The 23,161-nt window shown below is 68.6% G+C and carries 19 protein-coding genes, 2 tRNA genes, 1 other RNA gene and 1 pseudogene; 8 read left to right on the top strand and 15 right to left on the bottom strand.

The features are described from left to right. Window positions 1-265: 265 nt before the first annotated feature. Window positions 266-1,087, bottom strand: coding sequence for a GNAT family N-acetyltransferase (locus ACRXBZ_RS25395; RefSeq protein ID WP_168586751.1), 822 nt, complete (start codon window positions 1,085-1,087; stop codon window positions 266-268). A 66-nt stretch (window positions 1,088-1,153) separates the two neighbouring features. On the opposite strand from ACRXBZ_RS25395, the gene ACRXBZ_RS25390 reads away from it, so the two are divergent. Continuing rightward, window positions 1,154-2,803, top strand: a complete 1,650-nt coding sequence (locus tag ACRXBZ_RS25390; RefSeq protein ID WP_433881217.1) for a DUF885 domain-containing protein — start codon at window positions 1,154-1,156, stop codon at window positions 2,801-2,803. A 227-nt stretch (window positions 2,804-3,030) separates the two neighbouring features. Then, window positions 3,031-4,992 (top strand): UvrD-helicase domain-containing protein, encoded by a 1,962-nt coding sequence (locus ACRXBZ_RS25385; protein ID WP_433881216.1) that lies wholly within the window; start codon window positions 3,031-3,033, stop codon window positions 4,990-4,992. A 32-nt stretch (window positions 4,993-5,024) separates the two neighbouring features. On the opposite strand, the gene ACRXBZ_RS25380 is transcribed toward ACRXBZ_RS25385, so the two are convergent. Beyond that, complete coding sequence (locus tag ACRXBZ_RS25380; protein ID WP_433881215.1) at window positions 5,025-5,423, bottom strand: MarR family winged helix-turn-helix transcriptional regulator; 399 nt, start codon at window positions 5,421-5,423, stop codon at window positions 5,025-5,027. Window positions 5,424-5,528: 105 nt separating this feature from the next. On the opposite strand from ACRXBZ_RS25380, the gene ACRXBZ_RS25375 reads away from it, so the two are divergent. From ACRXBZ_RS25375 to ACRXBZ_RS25365, 3 genes are all read left to right on the top strand, one after another. Then, on the top strand, window positions 5,529-6,239 hold the full coding sequence (locus ACRXBZ_RS25375) for an SDR family oxidoreductase (protein ID WP_433881214.1): 711 nt from the start codon (window positions 5,529-5,531) through the stop codon (window positions 6,237-6,239). A gap of 414 nt (window positions 6,240-6,653) precedes the next feature. Then, a complete protein-coding gene (locus ACRXBZ_RS25370) occupies window positions 6,654-7,868 on the top strand; it encodes an MFS transporter (RefSeq protein ID WP_433881213.1) in 1,215 nt (404 codons plus the stop codon). Between the two features lie 100 nt (window positions 7,869-7,968). Next, the gene (locus ACRXBZ_RS25365) at window positions 7,969-8,643 is read left to right on the top strand and encodes a hypothetical protein (protein WP_433881212.1); all 675 of its coding nucleotides are present in this window, start codon (window positions 7,969-7,971) and stop codon (window positions 8,641-8,643) included. Between the two features lie 297 nt (window positions 8,644-8,940). Here the strand turns inward: ACRXBZ_RS25365 and ACRXBZ_RS25360 are convergent, their stop codons facing one another. Continuing rightward, a complete protein-coding gene (locus ACRXBZ_RS25360) occupies window positions 8,941-9,174 on the bottom strand; it encodes a hypothetical protein (RefSeq protein ID WP_433881211.1) in 234 nt (77 codons plus the stop codon). A 127-nt stretch (window positions 9,175-9,301) separates the two neighbouring features. Between ACRXBZ_RS25360 and ACRXBZ_RS25355 the strand changes: the two genes are divergently transcribed. Further along, window positions 9,302-10,300 carry an Lrp/AsnC family transcriptional regulator gene (locus tag ACRXBZ_RS25355; protein WP_433881210.1) on the top strand — a complete coding sequence of 333 codons (999 nt, stop codon included), beginning with the start codon at window positions 9,302-9,304 and terminating at the stop codon, window positions 10,298-10,300. Window positions 10,301-10,526: 226 nt separating this feature from the next. On the opposite strand, the pseudogene ACRXBZ_RS25350 reads toward ACRXBZ_RS25355, so the two are convergent. From ACRXBZ_RS25350 to ACRXBZ_RS25315, 8 genes and pseudogenes are all read right to left on the bottom strand, one after another. Then, window positions 10,527-10,750: pseudogene (locus ACRXBZ_RS25350) on the bottom strand (MarR family transcriptional regulator); the annotation flags it as partial. A gap of 605 nt (window positions 10,751-11,355) precedes the next feature. Continuing rightward, window positions 11,356-11,726, bottom strand: a transfer-messenger RNA (tmRNA) gene (gene ssrA, locus ACRXBZ_RS25345). A gap of 83 nt (window positions 11,727-11,809) precedes the next feature. After that, window positions 11,810-12,709, bottom strand: coding sequence for an amidohydrolase family protein (locus ACRXBZ_RS25340; RefSeq protein WP_433881209.1), 900 nt, complete (start codon window positions 12,707-12,709; stop codon window positions 11,810-11,812). Then, entirely contained in the window at window positions 12,709-13,185 is a 477-nt protein-coding gene (gene smpB / locus ACRXBZ_RS25335; protein WP_010693918.1) for an SsrA-binding protein SmpB, read from the bottom strand. The genes ACRXBZ_RS25340 and smpB overlap by 1 nt, the downstream gene beginning before the upstream one ends. Window positions 13,186-13,351: 166 nt before the next feature. After that, entirely contained in the window at window positions 13,352-14,254 is a 903-nt protein-coding gene (gene ftsX, locus ACRXBZ_RS25330) for a permease-like cell division protein FtsX (protein WP_168586742.1), read from the bottom strand. A 262-nt stretch (window positions 14,255-14,516) separates the two neighbouring features. Further along, window positions 14,517-15,206 carry a cell division ATP-binding protein FtsE gene (gene ftsE, locus ACRXBZ_RS25325; protein ID WP_168586741.1) on the bottom strand — a complete coding sequence of 230 codons (690 nt, stop codon included), beginning with the start codon at window positions 15,204-15,206 and terminating at the stop codon, window positions 14,517-14,519. Window positions 15,207-15,318: 112 nt separating this feature from the next. Beyond that, entirely contained in the window at window positions 15,319-16,425 is a 1,107-nt protein-coding gene (gene prfB / locus ACRXBZ_RS25320; RefSeq protein ID WP_433881208.1) for a peptide chain release factor 2, read from the bottom strand. A 117-nt stretch (window positions 16,426-16,542) separates the two neighbouring features. Further along, a complete protein-coding gene (locus tag ACRXBZ_RS25315; protein ID WP_168586739.1) occupies window positions 16,543-17,040 on the bottom strand; it encodes a PadR family transcriptional regulator in 498 nt (165 codons plus the stop codon). Window positions 17,041-17,334: 294 nt separating this feature from the next. Here ACRXBZ_RS25315 and ACRXBZ_RS25310 point away from each other — a divergent pair, with 294 nt between their 5' ends. Continuing rightward, window positions 17,335-17,616, top strand: coding sequence for a hypothetical protein (locus ACRXBZ_RS25310; RefSeq protein WP_223839515.1), 282 nt, complete (start codon window positions 17,335-17,337; stop codon window positions 17,614-17,616). A gap of 57 nt (window positions 17,617-17,673) precedes the next feature. Here the strand turns inward: ACRXBZ_RS25310 and ACRXBZ_RS25305 are convergent. From ACRXBZ_RS25305 to ACRXBZ_RS25295, 3 genes are all read right to left on the bottom strand, one after another. Next, a tRNA-Met gene (locus tag ACRXBZ_RS25305) sits at window positions 17,674-17,747 on the bottom strand. 368 nt (window positions 17,748-18,115) lie between these two features. Further along, window positions 18,116-18,192, bottom strand: a tRNA-Met gene (locus ACRXBZ_RS25300). 153 nt (window positions 18,193-18,345) lie between these two features. Next, window positions 18,346-21,237, bottom strand: a complete 2,892-nt coding sequence (locus tag ACRXBZ_RS25295; protein WP_433883969.1) for a UPF0182 family protein — start codon at window positions 21,235-21,237, stop codon at window positions 18,346-18,348. A 200-nt stretch (window positions 21,238-21,437) separates the two neighbouring features. Between ACRXBZ_RS25295 and ACRXBZ_RS25290 the strand changes: the two genes are divergently transcribed. Then, window positions 21,438-21,968, top strand: coding sequence for a PPA1309 family protein (locus ACRXBZ_RS25290; protein ID WP_433881207.1), 531 nt, complete (start codon window positions 21,438-21,440; stop codon window positions 21,966-21,968). Between the two features lie 49 nt (window positions 21,969-22,017). Here the strand turns inward: ACRXBZ_RS25290 and ACRXBZ_RS25285 are convergent, their stop codons facing one another. Continuing rightward, the gene (locus ACRXBZ_RS25285) at window positions 22,018-23,043 is read right to left on the bottom strand and encodes a YlbL family protein (RefSeq protein WP_433881206.1); all 1,026 of its coding nucleotides are present in this window, start codon (window positions 23,041-23,043) and stop codon (window positions 22,018-22,020) included. Window positions 23,044-23,161 lie beyond the last annotated feature (118 nt).

Below are 23,161 nucleotides of genomic sequence, written 5' to 3'. Positions count from 1 at the left end.
TCTGAAGCGGCGCAGCCGCTCTGCCCACGCTCGCAACGGCACCGGCGCGGATGCTCAACAGTGTCCTGCGGGGACACCCGCACCCCGAGGACCTGCGGGGACACCCCGCACCCCGAGGTCTGCGGCACCCCGCTATCTCGCGAGGACAGCCCCGACGTGGTTGGCATTCATGATGTCGGGGATCCCACAGCGAGACGGCCCCCGAAGTTCCGGCACCAGCACCGCCACACAAACTGGGTTGAGAACAAGGCCCAAGCGGTCTTCGTCACAGCAGATCGTCGATCCGGCGCGCATAGGCGGTCACCGCGTAGACCACCTCGAAGCCGCAGGCCTCCGCGAACCGCTCCGCCGTCCCGCCCTCTTCGGTGTGCGCCGCGATCAGCAGCGCTCCGCGCCCGTGCAGTTCGTCAACGACGTCCGCGACCAGTTCCCGCCCGACGCCGCGGCGCCGCCGGCCGGGCCGCACGACCACCTGCTCGACCAGGCCGATGCCGCGCTCGATGAAGCCCTGGGCGAATCCGGCGATGCGATCGGCGCCGGGGTCGTCGACGACGCGCAGCACGCAGCGCGGGTCGTCGATCCGGTGTCCGAAGTTGCGCAGCAGCAGCCGCTCGTCCGGGTCGGAGAGCCCGGCGTCGTCGGCGATCAGGTCCACGATCTGGGGCAGATCGCGGTCCACGGCTGGACGCGCCCCGCCCCTGGTGTCCTGGCGGAACCGGTGCAGCAGCGCCACGAGTTCTTCCACCGCGCGCCAACCGGCGTCGTCGGCGATGCCCTCGATCTCCGCGACCGTGGTCGGCGAGGCGTAAACGACGGCCTCGGCGCGGCCAGCCTCGGCGAAGACCTGCTCCAGTTCCAGCAGGGTTCCGGCGATCCCCGCGAGGGTTCCCCACAGGGCGCACGCGTGGTTCGCGGCGGGCAAGGGGTTGTCCTGGTTGAGCACCACCGTCGCCGCGCCGACCCGGGTGCGTAGCCCGTAGCGCACGACGGCCGATGCCAGTCGCGCGGTCTCGACCAGCCCTGCGAGGTCGCGGGCCTGCCTGGGGTGCAGCAAGGCTTCGTCGTCGGGGTCGTGCAGCGGATCCACTCGTTCATTGTCCCCGCCCCGTGCAACCCAGCGGTCAGCCGGACCGTTGAGGCAGGATGGAACGCTGTGAGCACGCCCGCACAACTCGCCGAGGAACTGCTGGCCGTCCTGCTCGACGCAGACCCGGTCGGCGCGACGCTCTACGGCATCCGGGACCGCGACGACCGGCTAGCGGACATATCCGCTGGGACCGAGCTCGCGCTGCGGGAACGCGCGGAGAACATCCGGGTCCGGGCGATGGCGGTGGACACCGCGCACGCCGATCTGGAGCAGCGGCTGACCATCGCGGTGGTCGTGCAGCAGGCGCAGGCGCTGGTCGACCAGTTCGACGCCCGCTTCCCCGAGTACACCGTGATCGGGAACCTGTTCGCGCCGGTCGCGGGCGTGCTCTTCCAGCTGGGCCAGGTGCCCGTCGCCGACGCGCAGCAGGCCGAGGACTTCTTGCTGCGGCTGCGGCAGATCCCCGAGTTCACCACTGCGGCCGCGCAGCGGCACCGCGAAGGAGTCGCCGCCGGACGGGTCCCGGTTCAACCGCTCGTCGACAACGCGATCGAGCACCTCGACAGCTACCTCGCCGCACCGGACGCCGACCCGCTGCTCACCCCGGAACTACCCGGCGCGGCGCTCGAGGAGGAGCGAAAGCGGCTGCTGGTCGACGTGGTGCATCCGGCGCTGCGGGGGTACCGGAACGTGCTCGCCGCCGAGATCGCCCAGCACTCGCGCCCCGCCGAGCAGCCCGGGCTGTGCTGGATCAACGGCGGCCGCGAGATCTACCGGCGACTGGTGCGCAGCCAGACCACTACGGAGCACACCCCGGAAGAGCTGCACGAGATCGGGCGGACCCACCTCTCTTCGCTGCGCGGCGAGATCGGCGAACTCGGCGCGAAGATCTGGGGCGAATCCGATCCCGATGCGGTGCTGCGCAGGCTGCGCGCGGACCCGGCGTTGTACTGGCGGGACGGCGAAGAGCTGCTGACCGCCGCGCGCAGCGCGATCACCAGGGCCGAAGCCGTGGCGCCGCGGTGGTTCGGGCGGCTGCCGAGCCGGCCGTGCGAGGTGCGCCCGGTGCCCGGCACCGCGTCGGCCAGCACACCGATCGGCGTCTACCTGGCGCCGGCGCTGGATGGTTCGCGGCCCGGCGTGTACTTCGCCAACACCGAGCAGGCCGAGCAGCGGCCTCGGTTCGCCTCCGAGGTGATCGCCTTCCACGAGGTCGTGCCCGGTCACCACCTGCAGTTCAGCCTGGCCCAGGACCGCACCGACCTGCCGCTGCTGCGCAGGCTGATCAGCATCACCGCCTACACCGAGGGCTGGGGCCTCTACACCGAGCGGCTGGCCGACGAGATGGGGCTGTACTCCGACGACCTGGCGCGGCTGGGCATGGTGGTGCAGGACCTGCTGCGGGCCGCGCGGCTGGTCGTCGACACCGGACTGCACGAGTCCGGTTGGGGCCGGCAGCAGGCGCTGGACTACCTGCTCACGCACACCACGCTGTCCCGGCTGGAGGCCGCGTCCGAGATCGACCGCTACATCAGCATTCCCGGCCAGGCGTTGTCGTACCTGGTGGGGCGCTTGGAGATCGAGCGGATCCGGCGCACGGCCCGCGACCGGCTCGGCGCCGCCTTCGACATCCGCCGGTTCCACGACGCGATCCTGGGGCACGGCGCACTGCCACTGTCCACATTGGATGTGCTTGTCCGTGAGGAACTCACCTGACGCCCGCGACATCCAGGTGATCCGATCCGAGGCCGCCCGAAAACGACACGCAACGCATTAATGTCGATGCCGAGCGTGCTCGAACCGTGGTCAACCACGCGGCGGCTGCGGCCGCCGACTTGAGCGGGTTTCCCACCGGATCCCGAAGGCGTCATGAGCCGCGATTTCGACCCCCTCGCTCAGGTGCGCCGACCGGATGTGGGCGCCCCACGAGATACGGAGGCGCCGTGACCGGGATCTTCCACCGCCGCCAGGAAAGACTGCGCCGCGAAGCCGAGGAGGAGCTGCGCGACCGGCTGCTGCCGACGTGGCAGAACCGCGTGCTGCAGCGATTCGTGGCAGAGCGCGACAGCGGCTGGTACACGCTGCTCAACCAATTCGCGCCGCACGCCCCGGGCAACCGCCCCGACGCAGTGCTCGTCGGGCCGCTCGGGGTACTGGTGGTCCTGCTGCGCGAAAGCGAACCCGAGTGGGAGGCCGCGCGGGCGGCGTTTAGGTGGACCGCGGAGCTGTTGGCCGGCGCGTCGATCGGATCGGGCAAGTTGACCGAATCGGTGGCCCGGACCGTGGTCGTGCATCCCGCCGACTTCAAGGTTCGGCGCGGGCACACCGGCGAGCACCTCACCGTCACCGAGGTCGAACTGGACCGGCTCCTGCGGCGCGGCGACCAGGTGCTGACGGGCGAAAAGGCGCTGGCCGTCGCCCGCCACCTGGACACCGTCACCTTCGACCTGAAGCCGATCATGTGGAATCCGCAGCGGATCCCGCAGCAGCGCGCCCCCGCCCAGCGGGGCCGCCCGGCCGGGCTGTTCGGCGTCCACGACCTGCGCCGCGAGCAGGTCGAGCACGCCTTGGACCGGCCGTTCCGGGACTGGCGGATCTTCCTGGACGACGCCCAGCTCGCCGCGGTCCGGCGGCACTACTCCGGGCCGGCGCGGATCACCGGCCCGGCGGGCACCGGCAAGTCCGTGCTGGCCCTGCACCGGTTGGCCCACCTGGCGCGCCGGTCCACCGGGAAGCTGCTGTTCACCACGCACCTGCGCAATCTGCCGTTGATCGCCGAGGCGCAGTTCCGGTCGCTGGCGCCGCAGCTCGCGGCGCGCATCGAGTTCACCCACCTGCACTCCTGGGCGTGGGACTTCCTGGCCGGGCGCGGGCGGGCCGCCGAGGTCGACGAGCAGCAGGTGGAGCAGGCCTTCGACGCGGTGTGGCAGCGCAGCGAGCTGACCGCGCCGCTGCGGAAATTCCGCGGTGCGCGCGGCTATTGGAAGGACGAGATCGACCGGGTGATCAAGGGGCGCGGGATCCGTTCGCTGGAGATCTACCGGGCGGTTCCGCGCAAGGGTCGCGGCGTGAACCTGCCGGCCGAGTTCCGGGCCCACGTCTGGCAGTTCTACTGCGAGTACGAGCGCGCGCTGTCCGAGCGGGGCGTGTTTGACCACAACGACGTGCTGATGCGGGCGCTGGCGGAGCTCGAACGCCATCCGCTGCCCCGGCAGTACACCGCGGTGGTCGTCGACGAGGTCCAGGACCTTACGCTGATCGGGCTGCGGCTGGTGCACGCGATCAGCGGCGACGGGCCGAACCAGCTGCTGCTCGTCGGCGACGGCCAGCAGCAGGTGTACGCCGGTGGCTGGCGGCTGTCCGAAGCGGGGATCTCGTTGCAGGGGCGCGGGGAGATCCTGCGGCGCAACTACCGGAACCGGACCGCGATCGTCGAGCAGGCCGGGGAGCTCGACGCGATCAACCGGTTCGACGACCTCGACGGTGGTCGGGCGGTCCCGCTGCGCTCGGCGCTGCCGGTGCTGCGCGGCGGGCGGGTCGTCGAGTGGCAGGGCGACGACCAGGACGAGGCGCTGGTATTCGCGCTGCGGCGGCTCGACGACGGCAATGCGGCGGCGGTGCTCACCCGCACCAACGGCGCGGCCGAGCACTGGGAGAAGGTGCTTCGCGCAGCGGGTTTCGCGGTTCGGCCGCTAGACCGCTGGGATGGGCGAGATTTCGAGCCGATCCACGTCGGGACCGTACACCGCGCCAAGGGCACCGAGTTCCGCAGCGTGTTCCTGCCCGACGAACCGCTGTTGTCCGGCGGCCACCGGGAAGAACGCGAAGCGCTGCACCGGCAACGCCTGGTCGCGGTAACCCGAGCCCGCGACTTCCTCTGGATGGGCGCCGTCGTCACTTCGTGAGTGCTGGATCCGGTTCTTACCGGACTCAGCACTCACGAGTTTTGTTGCGCCAGGCGCACGAGAGCCGCAGCGTCCTCCGGGGGCAGGGAGCCCCAGCGCTCGGCGACCTGCGCGTTGAAGGCTTCGCGAAGCTTGCCCCCCAGGGCCATGCCCTCGTCGGTCAGGCTGAGCCGGCTGATCCGGCGGTCGTTGCGATCCGTCACGCGGGCCAGCAGGCCGCGTCGTTCCAGGCGGTCGACCATGCCGGTGATGTTGGTCTTGTCGCAGCCCAGCAACGCCGCGAGCTCGCCGGAGGACGGGGCGCGGTCCTTGAGCAGGCACAGCAGCTCGACCTGTTGCGCCGTCAGCCCGAAGTGGCGGGCGATGGCCGCGTAGAGCCCGCGTAGTTCGCGGTGCAACGCCATCAGGGAGCGCGAAAAGTCCAGGTCCATCGCCGCAGGCTACCTCGACGGTTGACATCCGCGACAAATTTAGTCGAGTATTTCGACTGATGACGACATCGACCAGTGGAGGCGGACTTGAGCAAGGTTGCCCTAGTGACGGGAAGCTCGCGCGGCATCGGCCGGGCCATCGCCGAGCGGCTCGGCGCCGACGGAATGAGCGTGGTCGTCAACTACCGAGCCGACCGGGCCGCCGCTGACGAGGTCGTCGCCAAGATCGAGGCCAGTGGCGGGCGAGCGACAACGGTGCAGGCCGACGTCACCGACCCCGCGCAGCTGCGCGACCTGTTCGACGCTGCACAACGGCATTTCGGCGGCCTCGACGTGCTGGTGAACAACGTCGGCACCGCCCGCTTCTCGCCCGTCGCCGAGGCCTCCGACGAGGACTTCGACGTGCTGTTCGACACCAACGCCCGCGCCACCTTCACGGCCCTGCGGGAGGCGGCGAACCGGCTGCGCGACGGCGGCCGGATCGTGGTCATCTCCAGCGGTGTCACGGCGGCGAACCGGCCCGGCACCGGCCTCTACGGCGCGGCCAAGGCCGCCGGCGACCAGCTGGTGCGAGTGCTGGCGAAGGAACTCGGACCGCGCCGGATCACCGTGAACAGCGTGCGACCCGGCGCAACCCGCACCGATGCCCTGGCCGAACTGCAGCCCGAATCGGTCCTCGAGCAGATGGCCGCGCAGACCCCGCTGGGCCGCATCGCCGAGCCCGCCGACATCGCCGACATCGCGGCGTTCCTGGCCTCCGAAGACAGCCGGTGGGTCACCGGCCAGATGATCCACGCCGGCGGCGGCACCTTCTGAACGCCTGGCCTGGACGATTTCTTTGAGCGTTTCCAACCTCTTCTTGCGTTGCGTTGCGTTGCGGTGCGGTGCCGGTTGCGAGGGTGGGCCAAGGCAGCTACGCCGCTTACGGCAGCCCCTGTATCGCGGGACTTCAGGTGTCGCGGCGGCAGATCGACCAGGACGAAAATGCTCAAAGACAAACCAGGAGCTTGAATGTCAAGCAGCAGCCTTCTCGGTCCGGTGCGACCACGCGGTCGTCTCGTCGTAGAGGGTGCGGGTCCCGACCAGCATGTGGGATCGGCGCCAGAACGGGAATTCTCCTTCGCCGCAAGGCGTCTCCCAACGAGTCGATCCCAGAACCCGCGCAGGTTGGGTGTCCTGACTGGCGCTCACCCTGTTCCCGGCGACGTGCGCGACCACTTAGGAGAAGCCTTGACCGCTGTCCCGCATGCTCCCCAGATCAGCGCGCCCGACCAGCCCGGGCGCTTATCGCGCGCCGCCGCGTTCTGGACCCTCGCCGCCACACTGCTGACGTTCATGTGCGCTGCCGCGGCCCCGTCCCCTCTCTACTCCGTCTACCAGGCCGAATGGCGCTTCTCCGCGATCACGCTGACGGTGGTCTTCGCGGTCTACGCGATCGCGCTGCTCGCCGCGCTCGTCACCGTCGGCGCTCTCTCCGACCACATCGGTCGCCGCCCGGCGCTGCTCGCCGCGCTCGCCATCCAGGCCGTCGCCATGGTCGCGTTCATCGCCGCCGACGGCAGCGGCTGGCTGCTGGCCGCACGCATCTTGCAAGGAATCGCAACGGGTTTGGCGACGGGCGCGACCAGTGCCTGCCTGGTGGACCTCCGCCCGCAACTGGCCGCGCTGATCAACACCGCCACCCCGGGCATCGGCCTCGGGGCCGGCGCGATCGGCTCGGGCCTGCTCGTCGAGTACGCGCCCGCCCCGACCATCCTGGTCTACGTGCTGCTCCTCGCGGCGTGCGCGGCGGCGGCCGTCGGCGTCGCGCTGATGCCCGAGACGTCGCCGCGGCGGCCCGGCGCCCTGGCCTCGCTGCGGCCGGAGTTCGGCGTCCCGGGCAACGCCCGCGGCCGATTCCTCGCCGTGGTGCCGATTCTAATCACCACCTGGTCCATGACCGGCTTCTACATGTCGCTCGGCCCGTCGCTGGCCATCGAACTGCTCGGCATCAAAAACCACCTGGTGGGCGGGTTCGTGGTCTGCTGCCTGATGGGGACGAGCACGATCGGCTCGCTGGTGTTCCGCCGGCGGAACCCGCGCGCCGCGATCATCGCGGGCTCGCCGCTCCTGCTGGTCGGGCTGCTCGGCACCCTCGCCGCGCTGGCCGCGACTTCGGCGCCGTTGTTCTTCGCCAGCACGATGATCACCGGGTTCGGCTTCGGCGGCGCGTTCCTGGGCGCCTTCGGCAGCGTGTCCCGGCTCGCCGAACCGAACCGGCGCGCAGCCCTGTTCGCGACGGTCTACACGGTCAACTACTCGGCCTTCAGCCTTCCCACGGTGACGGCGGGAGTCGCCGTGACGCAGGTGGGTCTGGGCATGACGGCCAACGCATACGCGATCGCGGTGGCGGTGGTGGCCGCCGTCGGTTTCCTCGCCGCGGTGCGGCTGCCGCCCAAGCACTGACCCCGGGCGCCTGGACCAAATCCACCCGGCTAAGGGGCCGGATCAGGGTGATTCCCGGGGTGCCACCGGATGTCCGCGGCCTAGGCGACCCGCAACCCTGGTGTCCGTGTCGAAAGGAACCTCGCAGCGTTGGCGGCAGGCCGTCGTTTGGCTGCACGTGATCACCTCGGTGGGCTGGATGGCGCAGGCGCTGGCGCTTTTCACCCTGCTGGCAACGAGTTTCACCAGTGACGACCTCGCGGTCCGGATCGGCGCGACCTCGATGGCGCACGTGGTGGACACGCACCTGCTCGCCCCGTTCGCGAACGCCGCGGCGTTCACCGGCTTCATGCTCGCGGCGTCCACGGCCTGGGGCTTCTTCCGGAACTGGTGGGTCCTGGTGAAGTTCGCGATCACCGTCGTCCAGCTCTACGCCGGGATCTTCATCCTCTCCGACGCGTTGGAAGGCTCGGCCGAAGCCGCCCGGGCAGGCCTGGCCACCCCGCCGCCGGCGCTGCTCGTCGGCACCGCGCTGATGGTCTCGGCAATCGCCTTCCAGGCGTGGTTGTCCATCGCCAAGCCCTGGCGCCGCACCTCCTGGGCCCCGAAGGCGAAGCTGCCGACCGCCTCGAACCGGGTCTTCGCGGCGGCGGTGGCGGCGCCGCTGATCGACATCGCCACCGGGCTGGTCCTAGGCTTCCCGTCACCGCTGTGCCAACTCCTCGTACTGACCGCCCGCCTGATCTCCAGGCACCGGCAGGTCCGGCCTCGTCTTGTCGGGAGCCGGTTGGCGTAGATCGCGAGGCTGCCGATCAGCAGCAGGGCGACCATCGAGAGCAGGCCCACCACCGTGCTTCCGGTGGCGTCCTTGACGAAACCGATCGGCGTCGGGCTGAGGAAACCGCCGAGCAGGCCGATGCTGTTGATCAGCGCGATCCCACCGGCCGCGGCCGTGCCCTTCAGGTACGTCGACGGCATCGCCCAGAACACCGTGAACGACGCCACATGCACGCCGTCGCGACGACGATGGCGATCAGCGAAACCGCGAAGCTGCTGGCCGTGAAGGCCGCGACCGCGAGCGCCACGGCGCTGATCAGCGCCGTGGCCGCAGCCCGGTGACCGTCTGCGCGTGGCTGTGCACGTCGATGAAGCCCGGTGCGAGGTTCGAGAGGTCGACGATCACGTCGCCGGCCAGGCGATCCGCCGCGACGGCCGCGATCCGGCCGTCGCCGATGCCGACATCGCGCACCCCGTCCAGCCCGGTTTCCGGGTCGATCACCCGCGCGCCCGCCAGGACCAGTTCGAATTGCTGCTTGACGCCAACCATGCGAAGCAGCGTCGGAGAAACCTCATCACAAGAATCACATAACGATGGATATCCGTGCCTGTCCCGGTTTGAATGTTGGAAAACGACGCAGTCGGCACACGGCCGTCATGTGCGAGGAGGGTGCCGGGTGCTGGACGAAGTGGATCTCGCGCTGGTAGACGCCCTGCAGATCAACCCGCGAGCGAGCTGGACCGCGCTTGCCGAGGTGCTGGAACTGGCGCCCATCACGCTGGCCCGCCGCTGGCAGCGGCTGACTGACGCCGGTGCCGCTTGGATCACCGTGGCGATGGGCAACAGCTCCTCGAAGGGCGCGACCGTCGAGTTCGCCTGCGCACCGGGTAGTGCGGTGCAGGTCGCCGAGCGGCTCGCGGAGTTGCCGCACATGATCACCGTCGGCGTGACCACCGGCGAGTACCAGGTGTTCGCGCTCGTCATGGCGCCGACGCTGGGTGCGATCTCCAACGTGCTGCTGCGGACCCTGCCGCTGCCGAAGGAGGTCACCAAGGTCCGCAGCCACGTCTTCGGAAGCACCTTCGGCGGCATCATCTGGCGGCTTGGCGTGATGAACCGCAGCCAGGCCGAGCAGGTCCGGGAGTCCGTGGGTCCGCCGCCGCGGGAGATCCGGCCGTTCGGCACCGCCGACCGCGCCCTGTTCCTGGCGCTCGGCCACGACGGCCGCCGCAGCTACGCAAGCCTGGCAAGCGAGCTGAACGCCTCGCCACAGGCTGTGAAGCGCCGCCTCGACCGGCTCCGCCGGCACGGCGACATAACATTCCGCTGCGACGTGGCCCGCCCGCTGGCGGGCTGGCACACGATGGCGCTGCTGTGGCTGACGGTTCCCGACACCGAGGTGCAACGCATCGGCAAATCCCTGGGTAGCTGGCCGGAAACCCGGCACTGCGCGGCGGTGACGAGCCCGACGAACCTGGGCCTGATCGTGGGCCTGCGCTCCCTGAACCACCTGGACGAACTGCTGATCCGAATCGCCCACGAACACCCCGACGCCAAGGTGGTGGACCGCAAATTGGTCCTACGGACGACGAAGGTCCACGGACGCATCCTCGACGACCAGGGCCGAAGCACCCGAGTCGTCCCGGTAGACCCCTGGGCAGCCCTCCTGACCTGACGGGCCCGCGAGCCCCTTTGGGCACCTATGGCAACCCAAAGACTTCGGGCCGACCGGCAGCGTCACCCCGTTGCCGAAGGCTCGGCCAAGTGGCGCCCGTGAGTACTTTTAGGCGCTATAGCAACCAAAAACGCTCACGGGCCCTGAAACGCGACCCTCAGGCCCTCAGGCCCTCAGGCCCTCAGGCCCCCAGGCCCCTCAGGACTCGTCCGCGACGCCGTGTTCGCGCGCTGCGCCACGCCTCGGCGCCGCGGCCCAGCCAGCCGTCGATCGAGGCATCTCGTCGGTGATGCTGACGATCCGCCGACACCGGTCCGCGTCGTCCTCCCGCCGCTCCAGGACTCCTTTGCGGCTCAGCTCGCCGACCATCAGGCTCACCGTCGTCGGCGCCACCTCCAGTCTGGTCGCCAGCTCGTTCACGGTCACCGGCCCGTCGAAGAGCAGGTAGGAATGCTCCAAGCAGCAACTAAAACCAAGCAAGACACAAAGGAGTAGGGCCCCCAGCAGCAAAGCAACCGCGCCCCGAACCTGGCACCCGCACGAGGGCTGGTCGCCACCCAGGCCCGGAACGGCCCCCAACGCAAGAAGCCGACGCAACCCCACCACCGCACCGTGGGGGGTCTCGGGGGGCTCGGCCCCAAAATGATCCGGAAGAGAAAAAGCCAAGCGCCCCACGCAAGCAAGGCACCTCACTCACGCAGAGGTGCCGGGAATCAAACGGAAGGCTGGTCCGAGAGCAGACCGGGAACGCTCCCAACGCAAGAAGCCGACGCAACCCCACCACCGCACCGTGGGGGACGGGGACTCGCCCCCAAAATGATCCGGAAGAGAAAAAGCCAAGCGCCCCACGCAAGCAAGGCACCTCACTCACGCAGAGGTGCCGGGAATCAAACGGAAGGCTGGTCCGAGAGCAGACCGGGAACGCTCCCAACGCAAGAAGCCGACGCAACCCCACCACCGCACCGTGGGGGGTCTCGGGGGGCTCGGCCCCCCGGCCAACACAACGAAGAGAGCCCTGTCTGCGCTTTCCGCAGACAGGGCTCTCCTAGCTCTCGAAGTGGAGGTGCCGGGAATCGAACCCGGGTCCTCCGTCGCCTCACCAAGACTTCTCCGTGCGCAGTCCGCTGTGTCTCTGCTCGGCTTCACCGGTCTCGCGAACTAGCCGGTGTGACAAGCCCAGTCGCTGTTAGATGTCCCGCCAGGTCCCGCGACCGGACCTGGCGGTAAGAGCCTCCTAGCTGATGCCGGATCCCGGGTCGGAGGCAGTCCCGGTCCGACAGAGTCGCTCCTCGCTCAGGCGGCGAGGGCGAACTCGCGCTGACTCTTGTCGGCGCTTATTCAATTGCGGCGACGCTCACGGTGGTCTCCCGCCTGCACCGGCACGCTTCCCTTGGATCAACGTACGGAGTCGAAACCGTTCACCCCCCTTGCGCCGGCTCGGCTTTCGAACCGGTGTACACCAGCATAACGCTTCGCTTCCCGGCGATCATTCCCATATACCTCAAACGATCAAATTCCTAGCCCGAGCAGCTTGGACGGCGTGCCATGCAGCACGGCGCGCAGGAAGTCCGCGCCGAGCCGGTCGTCGGCTTCGGCCCAGCTCGCGATAGCCGCGAGCTGCTCGGCGTACGGATAGGGGATATTCGGGAAGTCGGTGCCCAGCACCATCCGGTCAGCGTGCACGGCCAGCCTGGCCGACCAGTCCGCGGGCAGCGGAGCGATTCGCTCGGTGAAGGCGACGCCAACCATCGTGGTGTCGAGGTGCACGCCAGGATAGCGGTCCACGAGGTCCAGCGCCGCCGCGTAGTCGGGCATTCCCGCGTGCGCCAGCACCGCGACCAGTCGCGGGTGGCGCCGGAGCACGCCCTCGAACACGTCGAGCCCGGTGTGCTCGCCCTTCCGCGGACCGTCGCCGCAATGCACCACGACCGGCACACCCGCCTCAGCCAGCAACCCCCACGCGGGATCGAGCAATGCGTCGCGCGGGTCGAAAGCACCGACCTGGACGTGCGCCTTCACGCACCGCGCACCGGCATCGACCGCTTTGGCCAGGTAGTCCGCGACCGAGGGTTCCGGGAAGATCGTCGCCGTCGGCACCGCGTCGGGGGTGCGGTCGGCGAAGTCGAGCGCCCAGTCGGTCAGCCAGGCCGCCATGCCCGGCCGGTGCGCGTAGACCAGCGGCGCGAAAGTCGTCACCCCGAGATCGCGGAGCGCCTGGATCCGGGCTTCCTCGGTGTGCCGGTAGTGGATCGGCCACTCGAAGCCGTAATGCGTGGTCCCCTCGTCAAAGTAGGCCCAGACCTTGCGCAGCACCCGCTCCGGCAGGAAGTGCGTGTGGATGTCGACCAGCCCGCGCAGCCCCAACTCGGCCGCCCAGGCCGGCACCTCCGCATCGTTGCGCGGCGGCACTACCGCATGCCCTTGCGCGCGCGCCCGATGGCCTTCTGCATCTCCCTGTCCGCGTCTCGCTTGGCCAGGTCCTGCCGCTTGTCGTGGGCCTTCTTACCTCGCGCGAGGGCGAGTTCGACCTTCGCCTTGCCGTCGCTGAAGTACAGCGACATCGGGATCAGGCTCAGCCCGCTCTCCTTGATCTTGCCGATCAGCCGGAGGATCTCGTGCTTATGCAGCAGCAGTTTGCGGGACCGGCGCGGCTCGTGGTTGGTCCACGTCCCCTCGGTGTACTCGGGGATGTGCACGTTGCGCAGCCAGACCTCGCCGTCGTCGACGGTGGCGAATCCGTCGACCAGCTGCGCCTTGCCCTGCCGCAGGCTCTTGACCTCGGTGCCGGTCAGCACGATGCCGGTCTCGTAGGTGTCCAGCACCGCCCAGTCGTGCCGCGCCTTGCGGTTCTGCGCGATGACCTTGCGGCCGCGTTCCTTCACCATACGAACAACTCTAGCTTTCGTGTCACGTGACTTTCGGTACCGCCGTTCGCAACGCGAACCGCGGTACCGGTAATCCCGCTGCAGCCGGGGATCCCGGAGACCAGGCGGCGTCTGAGGTCCCGCTCGCTAACCGCACCGCAACGCAGGACGAGCCTGGAAACAGCCTCTACAGCCGGACGTAGAGGCGGAGCGTGACGTAGCCGGTGACTGCCGAGACGGCCGCCGCGACGAGCAGCAGGATCGGCGAGACCAGGGCGATGTCGCCCCATTCCACGCGGGGGATGATGCCGGTGCCGAACACCGGTGACAGGGCCCGGTCGAGGAATGCCACCTTGATGATGACGAGGCCGATGATCCCCAGGAACGCACCGATCAGACCGGAGACCACCGCCTCCAGCAAGAACGGCAACTGCGTGTACCAGCGAGTGGCACCCACCAAGCGCATGATGCCGGTCTCAGTGCGCCGGGTGAACGCCGAAAGCTGGATCGTGTTGGAAATCAGCAGCAGCGCGGCGAGCGCCTGGACCAGCGCGATGAAGAACGCGCCATTGCGGACGACATTGAGCCCGTCGAACAGCCGGTTGAGATAATCAGCCTGGTTGACGACGCTGTCCACACCGGGACGCCCGCTGAACTGCTGCTGCAGCGCCGGGAAGCGCTCCTGGTCGGACAGTTTGACACGCAGCGAGGCCGGCATCGCCTCGGCACGGGCGACGTCGCGCAGCTCAGGCTGCGACTCGAAGACCTTGTTGAAGTTCTCGAACGCCTTCTGCCGGTTCTCGAAGGCCACCGACTCCACGCCGGGCACGCGCTTGAGGTCGGCCATGATGTTCGCGCAGGGCTGCTGGGTGCAGTCGTTGTCGTTGGCGCTGACGTCGTCGGTCATGAACACCACGACCTCGACGCGGTCCTGGTAGGTCTCCTGCATCTTGTCGATCATCCGGACCACGAGGAGACCGCCGCCGAGCAGACCGACCGAGATGGCGGTCGTCAGGATCATCGCGATGGTCATCGTCACGTTGCGCCGAAGGCCGTTGACGACCTCGCTGAATACGAAGCTCGCGCGCATCTTGTGTCAGCTTTCCTGCCGGTCGGGGGTTTTGTCCTCAGGTGCGGATCGGGTGCCGTCGGGGCTAGGTCGTGTCTGATAAGCGGCGGTAGCCGCTTGCGGTGTGGGAATCAACTCGCACCGCCGCGGGTTCTCAGACGTCTCCTCGCGAGGACAGCCCCGACGTGGTGAATGGCATTCATGATGCCGGGGATCCCAAAGTGAGGTGGCATCTGAGGTTCCGCCACCAGCACCGCTACGCAAACCAATTTCGAAACACTCCCTAGCGGCCGACGCCGTAGACGCCGCGGGCATCGTCGCGGACGACCCGGCCGAGGCTGAGCTCGACGACGCGGCGCCGCATCGAGTCGACGATGGAGTGGTCGTGCGTGGCCATGACCACCGTGGTGCCGGTGCGGTTGATCCGTTCCAGCAACAACATGATGTCCTGGCTGGTGTCGGGGTCGAGGTTTCCGGTCGGCTCGTCGCAGAGCAGCACCAGCGGCCGGTTGACGAAGGCCCGCGCGATCGCGACGCGCTGCTGCTCACCACCGGAGAGCTCGTGGGGCATCCGGTCGGCCTTGCCCTCCAGGCCGACCAGCTGCAGCACCTGGGGCACCACGCGGCGGATGTCGTTGCGGGGCTTGCCGATCACTTCCAGCGCGAACGCGACGTTCTCCGCGACCGTCTTGTTGTTCAGCAGCCGGAAGTCCTGGAACACGCAGCCGATGCGCTGGCGCAGCCGGGGGACGCGGCGCCGCGGCAGTTTTGCGACGTTCCAGTCGGCGACGAAGACCCGTCCGCGGGTGGGCACGTCCTCGCGCAGCAGCAGCCGCATGAACGTCGACTTGCCGGACCCGGAGGGCCCGATGAGGAACACGAACTCGCCCTTTTCGATGCCCACCGAGACATCGTCGAGAGCGGGCCTGGTCGACGTCTTGTACGTCTTGGACACGTGCTCAAGGCGGATCACGGGGCGTGAGTTTACCTGCGACCGTTAGGGGGACATCACTCACCCAGACCGGCGGCTGTACCGGCGATCACCTGCGGGTTCGTCGCCGGTAGGGCCCTGCGCGCGGTACTGGTCAGGCCACGCTCTGTTGCTGGCGGCGCCAGCGGATGCCGGCCTCCAGGAATCCGTCGATGTCGCCGTCTAGCACCGCGTCGGGGTTGCCGACCTCGTGCTCGGTGCGCAGGTCCTTGACCATCTGGTACGGGTGCAGTACGTAGGAGCGCATCTGGTTGCCCCAGCTCGACCCGCTGTCCTTGAGGGCGTCCAGCTCGGCGCGCTCCTCCTCCTTCTTGCGGGCCAGCAGCTTGGACTGCAGGACGCGCATCGCGGCGGCCTTGTTCTGCAGCTGCGACTTCTCGTTCTGGCAGGACACCACGATGCCGGTCGGGATGTGCGTGATGCGCACGGCGGAGTCGGTGGTGTTCACGCTCTGCCCGCCGGGGCCCGAGGAGCGGAAGACGTCGACCCGGATGTCCTTCTCCGGGATGTCGACGTGGTCGGTCTCCTCCACGGCCGGCAGCACCTCGACGCCGGCGAAGGAGGTCTGCCGCCGGCCCTGGTTGTCGAACGGCGAGATCCGCACCAGCCGGTGGGTGCCCTGCTCGACCGAGAGAGTGCCGTAGGCGTAGGGGGCGTTGACCCGGAACGTGGCCGACTTCAGGCCGGCTTCTTCGGCGTAGGAGGTGTCGTAGACCTCCGCCGGGTAGGAGTGCCGTTCGGCCCAGCGCAAGTACATCCGCATCAGCATCTCGGCGAAGTCGGCCGCGTCGACGCCGCCGGCCTCGGCGCGGATGGTCACCATCGCCTCGCGCTGGTCGTACTCGCCGGAGAGCAGCGTGCGCACCTCGAGGGCTTCGAGGTCCTTCTTGAGGCGGTCCCGCTCCTCGTCGGCCTCGGACAGCCCGGCCGAATCGCCTTCGTCTTCGCTGAGCTCGTAGAGCACTTCGAGGTCTTCGAGGCGCTGCCGCAGCTCGGTGATCTTGCGCAGTTCGGCCTGGCGGTGCACGAGCTGGCTGCTGACCCGCTGCGCGTGCTCGACGTCGTCCCACAGATCCGGCTTGGCGGCCTCGGCCTCGAGCTCACCGATCTTCGCGCGCAGCGCGGCCAGATCCATCACGCTCTCGATGCCTTCGAGGGTGTTGGACAGTTCTTTGAGCGAGGCAGCGACGTCGGGATTCACAGTGCTCAGCGTACTTCACCGAGCACGGGCCGCCCACGAGGACGGCCCGTTTCCGGCCGTGAGTGGTTCTGGCCATCGAGGTGACTCCCGCCACTCACGACGGTTCGGCCCGGGAACTCAGTCCGGAATCGAGTCCAGCAGCTTGATGATCGCCCGGTTGTAGGACACGGTGAAGTCCGCGGCCGCCTTCTCGTACGGGTCGGTCACGGCCTTGGCCGCGTTCTTCGCCTCGTCCATCTTCACCGCGTACTGGGCTCGGGCCGACTCGACCAGCCCGGAGCGCTGCTTCGGCGTCAGGGAACCCGAGTAGACGAGCCGGAGGATCAGCGGGCTGCGGACGTTGTCCGGCCCCGGTTCGGTGTTCAGCCACGACTTGAAGGCGCGCTTGCCGGCGGCCGTGATCGCGTACTGCTGGCTGGAGCGCGGCCCCTGCTTGCCGAGGCGCAGCAGGCCGGCGTCGGTCAGCGCGGGCAGCTCGCGGTATACCTGGCTGCGGGTCACGCTGAAGAACCCTCCGAAGCGCTCGGTGGCGGCAGCAACCAGCTGGCCACCGGTCTTCGGACCTTCGTGCAGTAGTCCCAACAGGGCAGCGGATGTCGCATTCAGCTCGGTCACAACTTCCACGGTGCCATGCCTCCGCGTCGCTGTCCACAGTGGTCCCCGGTTCTGTCCACAGTGGTTGCAATGGACTGGTCCAAGTGGACGAACGATTGCGCCATTGGCGCGCGCTCCAGACGACTGGCGGGGCGGCGGCACCGGACACGGGGCGCACACGTTTGCGGTCGCATGTCTGCACGTATTGCGACGAGGATTCGCACGGTTCGCCTGGATGGGGGGTCTTCGCGGCGCAATGAGGTGCTATCACGTTGCGGAGCAGCACAACTACGGCAAGTAACTAGCAATCTGCATTTGGCCGACAAGTTGGCGGCCGATGAGCGGCCGATTCAGGAGGTGCTGGGCGTGCATCGCAGTTGGTTGCGCACCAAGGTCAACGAGAGCAAGACGAAGATGACCAACAAGGTCACCGAACAAGCCAAACGAGCCAGGTCACTGGTACCCGTGCAGAGAGAAGGCGAAACAGACGCCTGCATGGTGTGCGGACGAGCGATGCGCCCGGCAGGAGTGGTGCGGGGAGAAGGGAGGGTCTGCTCCCCGACCTGCGCCCGCCAATGGGCCGAAGGCCTCAAATAACCGGAAGACCCAAGAATCGGTGAAGCCCCCGACCTAAGTCGGGGGCTTCACCATTAGTAGCGGGGACAGGATTCGAACCTGCGACCTCTGGGTTATGAGCCCAGCGAGCTACCGAGCTGCTCCACCCCGCGCCGTCTGCGTTTTTCTCTTGTACGGAGTACTCTACACACCCCCAAAACCCCCGGAACAAGGGGGTCCCCCAAACCTCGAAACCTCACCCCACCAGCAAAAACCCAAAAACCAAGCCGACAACGACCACCCAACAGGCCCAAGCGCCGAAAACCACCCAACGCAAAGTCCACCGCAAGCCGCCACCCCAGCCCGAACACACCGAACGAAAAGGCTGGTCCAGAACCCAGGCCGGGAACGCCCCCCAAAAAAGCGGGAAGCCAACGAAGAGCGACCATCGCACCGTGGGGGCCTACGGGGCTCGGCCCCCGTAAAGAAATAAGGACAACGGGAAAAGCCCCCGACAAAGTCGGGGGCTTGAACACCGGAATGGTAGCGGGGACAGGATTCGAACCTGCGACCTCTGGGTTATGAGCCCAGCGAGCTACCGAGCTGCTCCACCCCGCGTCGTTGTGTACCCAACTTTACGGGGCGATGAAGCGTATTGCAAATCGCCTGGCCACAGAAGTGACGCACGACATTCGCACTCGATCGGTCCCCCGGAAAAGCGACGAGGCGGGGACCGCCTTGCACGATCCCCGCCCCGGTCGTCGGCGTCGATCAGCCGCCGCTGCCCTGCGCCTGCTCGAACCGCTTGACCGCGTCGTCGAGCTGCTGGTAAGCCGCGCCGAGGTCGGCGAAGTTGCCGGACTGCTGGGCCGCCCGGACGTGCTCCAGGGCCGCCCGGATGTCCGTCACCGCCTGGGACAGCTGGGGGGTGCTGCCGGGCGCCAGCGGCTGCTGGTTCTGCGCCGGCGGCGGCTGCTGGCCGTTCTGGCCCGGGTTGGTGGCCTGCCCCGCCCCGGAACCGAACACCTGCTCCAGCGCTCCGGCCAGGGTCTCGGAGAACCCGACCTTGCCGCCGAAGGACACCAGCACCCGCGCCAGCTGAGGATAGGAGTTCTGCTCGTTGCGCTGGATATAGATCGGTTCGACGTAGAGCAGACCGCCCGCGACCGGGAGGGTCAGCAGGTTGCCGAAGATCGCGGTCACGTTCGGGTTGTTGAACAGCGTCCGGTTCTCGGTGACCGCGGGCGTCGACTCCATCTGGTTCTGGACCTGGTTCGGGCCCGGTGTCGAGTTGTTGGTCGGCAGCCGCAGCACCGTGAGCTTGCCGTAGCTGCTGGGCTCGGAGGACGCCGAGACCCAGGCCGCCAGGTTTTCGCGGCGCAGCGCGGTGAGCGCGCTGGTCAGCTGGAACTCGGGCCTGTCCTGGCCCTGGACCTGGGCGAGCACGTAGTACGGGGGCTGCTGCCCCGCGGTCGTGGCGGCGTTACCGCGGCCGGTCGGGTCGGACGGCACCTGCCAGAAGGTCTGGCTGGAGAAGAAGTCGCCCGGGTTGTCGACGTGGTACTGGGTGAGCAGCGTGCGCTGCACCTTGAAGATGTCCTCCGGGTACCGGAAGTGGTCGCGCAGCTCGGGGCTGATCGCGCTCTGCGGCTTGACCACACCCGGGAAGACGCCTTCCCAGGCCTTGAGGACCGGGTCCCTGTCGTCGACCGAGTAGAGGTCGACGGTGCCGTCGTAGGCATCGACGGTCGCCTTCACCGAGTTGCGGATGTAGTTGATCTGCTGGTTGGGCTGCCGCTCGACACCGGTGAGGGTGTCGTTGGTGGCCGCACCGAGCTCGGTCAGCTCCGAGTACGGGTAGTTGTTCAGCGTCGTGTAGCCGTCGACGATCCACTTGACCTTGCCGTCGACCACGGCCGGGTACGGGTCGCCGTCGAGCTTGAGCCACGGCGCGACCTTCTGCACCCGGTCCCGCGGGTTCCGCTCGTAGATGATCTTGGAGTTGTCCCCGATCGCACCGCTGAACAGGAAGTTCCGCTCGCCGTAGTTGGCGGCGAACACCATGCGCTGGAACAGGCTGCCGACGGGGACACCGCCCGCGCCCGTGTAGGTGTACTGCTGCTGGTCGGTGTCGTACTCGCGCGGCGCCTCACCGGGGCTGCCGCCGACGATCGCGTAGTCGTTGCGCCCCACCAGCTCGCCGTAGTACACCCGCGGCTGCTTGACCGGGATCGCGCCCTGGCCGTTGTTGGCCACGTCGCTGATCTGGAAGACCGGGTAGCCACCCTGGGTGGCCCCCTCCTTGAACGTCGAGTCGACCCGGTCGGCTGGCGCGGCGACGAAGCCGTTGCCGTGCGTGTAGACGGTGTGCCGGTTGATCCAGTTCTGCTGGTTCACTGCCAGGCCGTCGGTGTTGATCTCGCGCAGCGCGACGAGATAATCCCGCAGGTTGCCGTTGGTGTCCCGGTACCGGTCGACGTCCAGCTTGTCGGTGAACCCGTAGAAGTTGTACTGCTGGGTCAGCTGGGTGAACGTCGGGGCCAGCACGTTCGGGTCAAGCAACCGGATGTTCGGGATCGTGCCCTTGTCCGCGGCCACATCGCTGGGCTGCAGCTGGGTCCGGCCCGGGTAGTCGACGAACTCGACGTTGGGCTCGCCGATGTTGAACGCCGCCTTCGTCGCGGCCAGGTTGCGCTCGATCGACTGCGCCTCCCGCTGGTTCGCGTTGGGGCGCACCGAGAACTGCTCCATCAGCGCTGGCCAGACCGCGCCGACCACCACGCTGGAGAGAACCAGCAGCACCGTTGCCAGCGCCGGGATCTGCAGGTTCTTCAGGAAGATCACGGCGAAGAACGCGATGGCGCAGAACACCGCGATGCACATCAGGATCAGCTTCGCGGGCATCACCGCGTTCAGGTCGGTGTAGCTGGCACCGGTGAACAGCGGGTTGCGCGAGGACAGCAGCAGGTCGTAGCGGTCCAGGAAGTAGTCGACCGCCTTGAACAGCACGAACAGGCCCGCCAGCACGGCCAGCTGGACGCGCGCGGGCATGGACAGCTGCCCGGAGCGGCCCGCCAGCCGAATGCCGCCGAAGATGTAGTGCGTGATCAGCGCGCCGATGAAGGACACGGTGACCGCGATGAATCCCCACGACAGCAGGAACCGCCAGAACGGCAGCTCGAAGGCGTAGAAGCTGATGTCCTTGCCGAACTCGGGATCGACCTGCCCGAACGGCACGCTGTTGAGGAACAGCTGCAAGGTCTGCCAGTCGGCCTGCGCGGCGAGTCCGCCGATTACGCCCACCACGATCGGCACCCCGAGCCCGAAGAGGCGGGAGCGCTCGGTGGCGACGGTGCGGTACCGGGCCAGCGGATCGTCCGGCCCGCTGACCGGCACGAACACCGGCCGGTTGCGGAAGGCCAGCCAGAGGTTCAGGGCCAGCACGCCGCCGAGGAAGACGGCCGCGGCCACCCCCAGTCCGGCCCGGGACGCCAGTTGGGTGGTGAAGACCTGTCGGTAGCCGACCTCACCGAACCACAGCCAGTCCACGTAGGTGCCCAGCAATCGCGATCCGGCGATCAGGGCGACCAGCACGATGCCGCCCAGTATCAGCAGGATCCGGCTACGCCGGGATAGTTTCGGCATTCCTACCGGGGGCCGCATGGCCACAACGCACGCTCCTGGTGACGATCAGCAGGCCTTGGGCGATACCGGCGGACGGCCGCCCTCGTGATGTTCAACTCTACGTCCCCGCCGAGAAGTTCCTGGAAGCGGCTTCGCGAACTGGATTAAGCGGACATCTTTCGCAGGTCATCGGTTCGGCCGACGGGAGGCGCCGACCCCGGCGGTGCGACCATGTCGGCATGCCACCGGAGACCCCCGAAGACCTGGCCGCGGCGCTGACGTCGGCCGCCCGCGAGATCGAGGAGTTCGTCGACGCCGCGGGCTGGGACCAGCCCGCCCAGGTGTTCGCCCTCGTGTCCACCGGCCGCCTGCTGGCCGCCGAACCAGGGCTGGCCGACCAGCTCGACCCGAACGCGCCGCTGACCCCGATCGCGCAGGAGGCGCTGCCCGCCGAAGACCTCGCCGAGGCGCTGGGCCGCATCGAGTGGCCGGAGCAGGTGTCCGGCTGCGCGCTCGTGCAGGAGATCGTGGTGCTCCCGCCGGAAGCGGAAGCGGAGCTGCCGGGCGACTCCGAGGAGGCTCGGCAGATCGCCGCGGAGCACCCGGAGCGCCGCGAGGCGCGACTGGTCGCGGCAGTGCTGCGGGACGGCGGCGAAGCGTGCGTGATGCGCCTGCGCGCGCCCGGCGCGGAATCCGGCGGCGAGGTCATCCAGGACCCGTCGCTCGCCCCGAACCTGCTCACAGCCCTCCACGCCACATTCGCGGAGTGACCCTTCCGGCTCCAACGGGGGCCAGCGCGCTGATCCCCGTTGAAACCGGTCAGCAGCTGGCCGGGACCTGCCCGTTGCGCACTTCTTCGAGGGCCTTGGTCGCGTCGTCGAGGGTGGCGACCTTGGCGAGCTGCAGCCCCTCCGGGGCCTGTGACTTGGCCTCGGCGCAGTTGTCCGCCGGCACCAGGAAGGTCGTCGCGCCCGCTTCGCGTGCCTTGACCATCTTGAACGGGATGCCGCCGATCGCCCCGACCTGACCGGTCGGGCTGATCTCCCCGGTGCCCGCGACGAACTTGCCGCCGTTGAGCTCGCCCGGGGTCAGCTTGTCGATGATCGCCAGGCTGAACATCAGCCCCGCCGACGGGCCGCCCACGTCGGCCAGGCTGATCTTGATGTCGAAGTTGACATCCGGCCGCTCGATCGCGGCGACCCCCAGGAAGCCCTGCGGGTCGCCGCCCGGGTTCGCGCCCAGCTGCACCTCCGCGAGCTGTTCGGGCTGGTCCGCGTGCCGGAACCGGATCTCCGCCCGGTCACCGGGCTTGGTGCCGACGAGCGCCGCCCGCAGCGCCGCCGGGTCGGTCACCGGCTTGCCGTTGGCCGACAACAGGTGATCGCCGGGTTCCAGCACGCCGTCCGCCGGGCTGCCCTTGACGATCTCGCCGGCCAGCACCTTCGTCGGATAACCGAGGTAGCGCAGGGCTGCGGTCTCGGCCGTGGTCTGCGAGTCGTTGAACGCCTTGGTGTTCTCCTGCTCGATCTGCTGCTCGCTCTTGTCCGGCGGGAAGTACAGCTCGCGCGGCGCCAGCGCGTACCGGCCGCTCACCCACAGCCCCAGCGCGCCGAACAACGACAGCTGATCGGTCACCGACACCGTCGTCATGTTCAGGTGGCCGCCGGTCGGGAAGGTCTGCTGACCGTCGATGCTGATGACCGGAACGTTCCCGTCGAGCCCGAGGGTGTCGTAGGTCGGCCCCGGACCGAGCGCCACGTAGGGCACCCGGACGAACGCGCCGAGCAAACCGAAGACGACTACCAGTACGACGCTTGTCAGCAGCGTCCACGTGCGGCGGTTCACGAGGTGACAGCGTACGTTTCGCCTCCACGGCGTGTTCAGACCGCACGGCCCGGAGGCCCTGACCAGCGAAGACCGGCCACGGCCTCCGGTGGTCAGAGCCGGCAGGTTGTTCTTCCGC

The sequence above is a fragment of the Saccharopolyspora hattusasensis genome (assembly GCF_050972075.1).
Classification (GTDB): domain Bacteria; phylum Actinomycetota; class Actinomycetes; order Mycobacteriales; family Pseudonocardiaceae; genus Saccharopolyspora; species Saccharopolyspora hattusasensis.
This window is presented reverse-complemented; position numbering and strand designations above follow the sequence as displayed.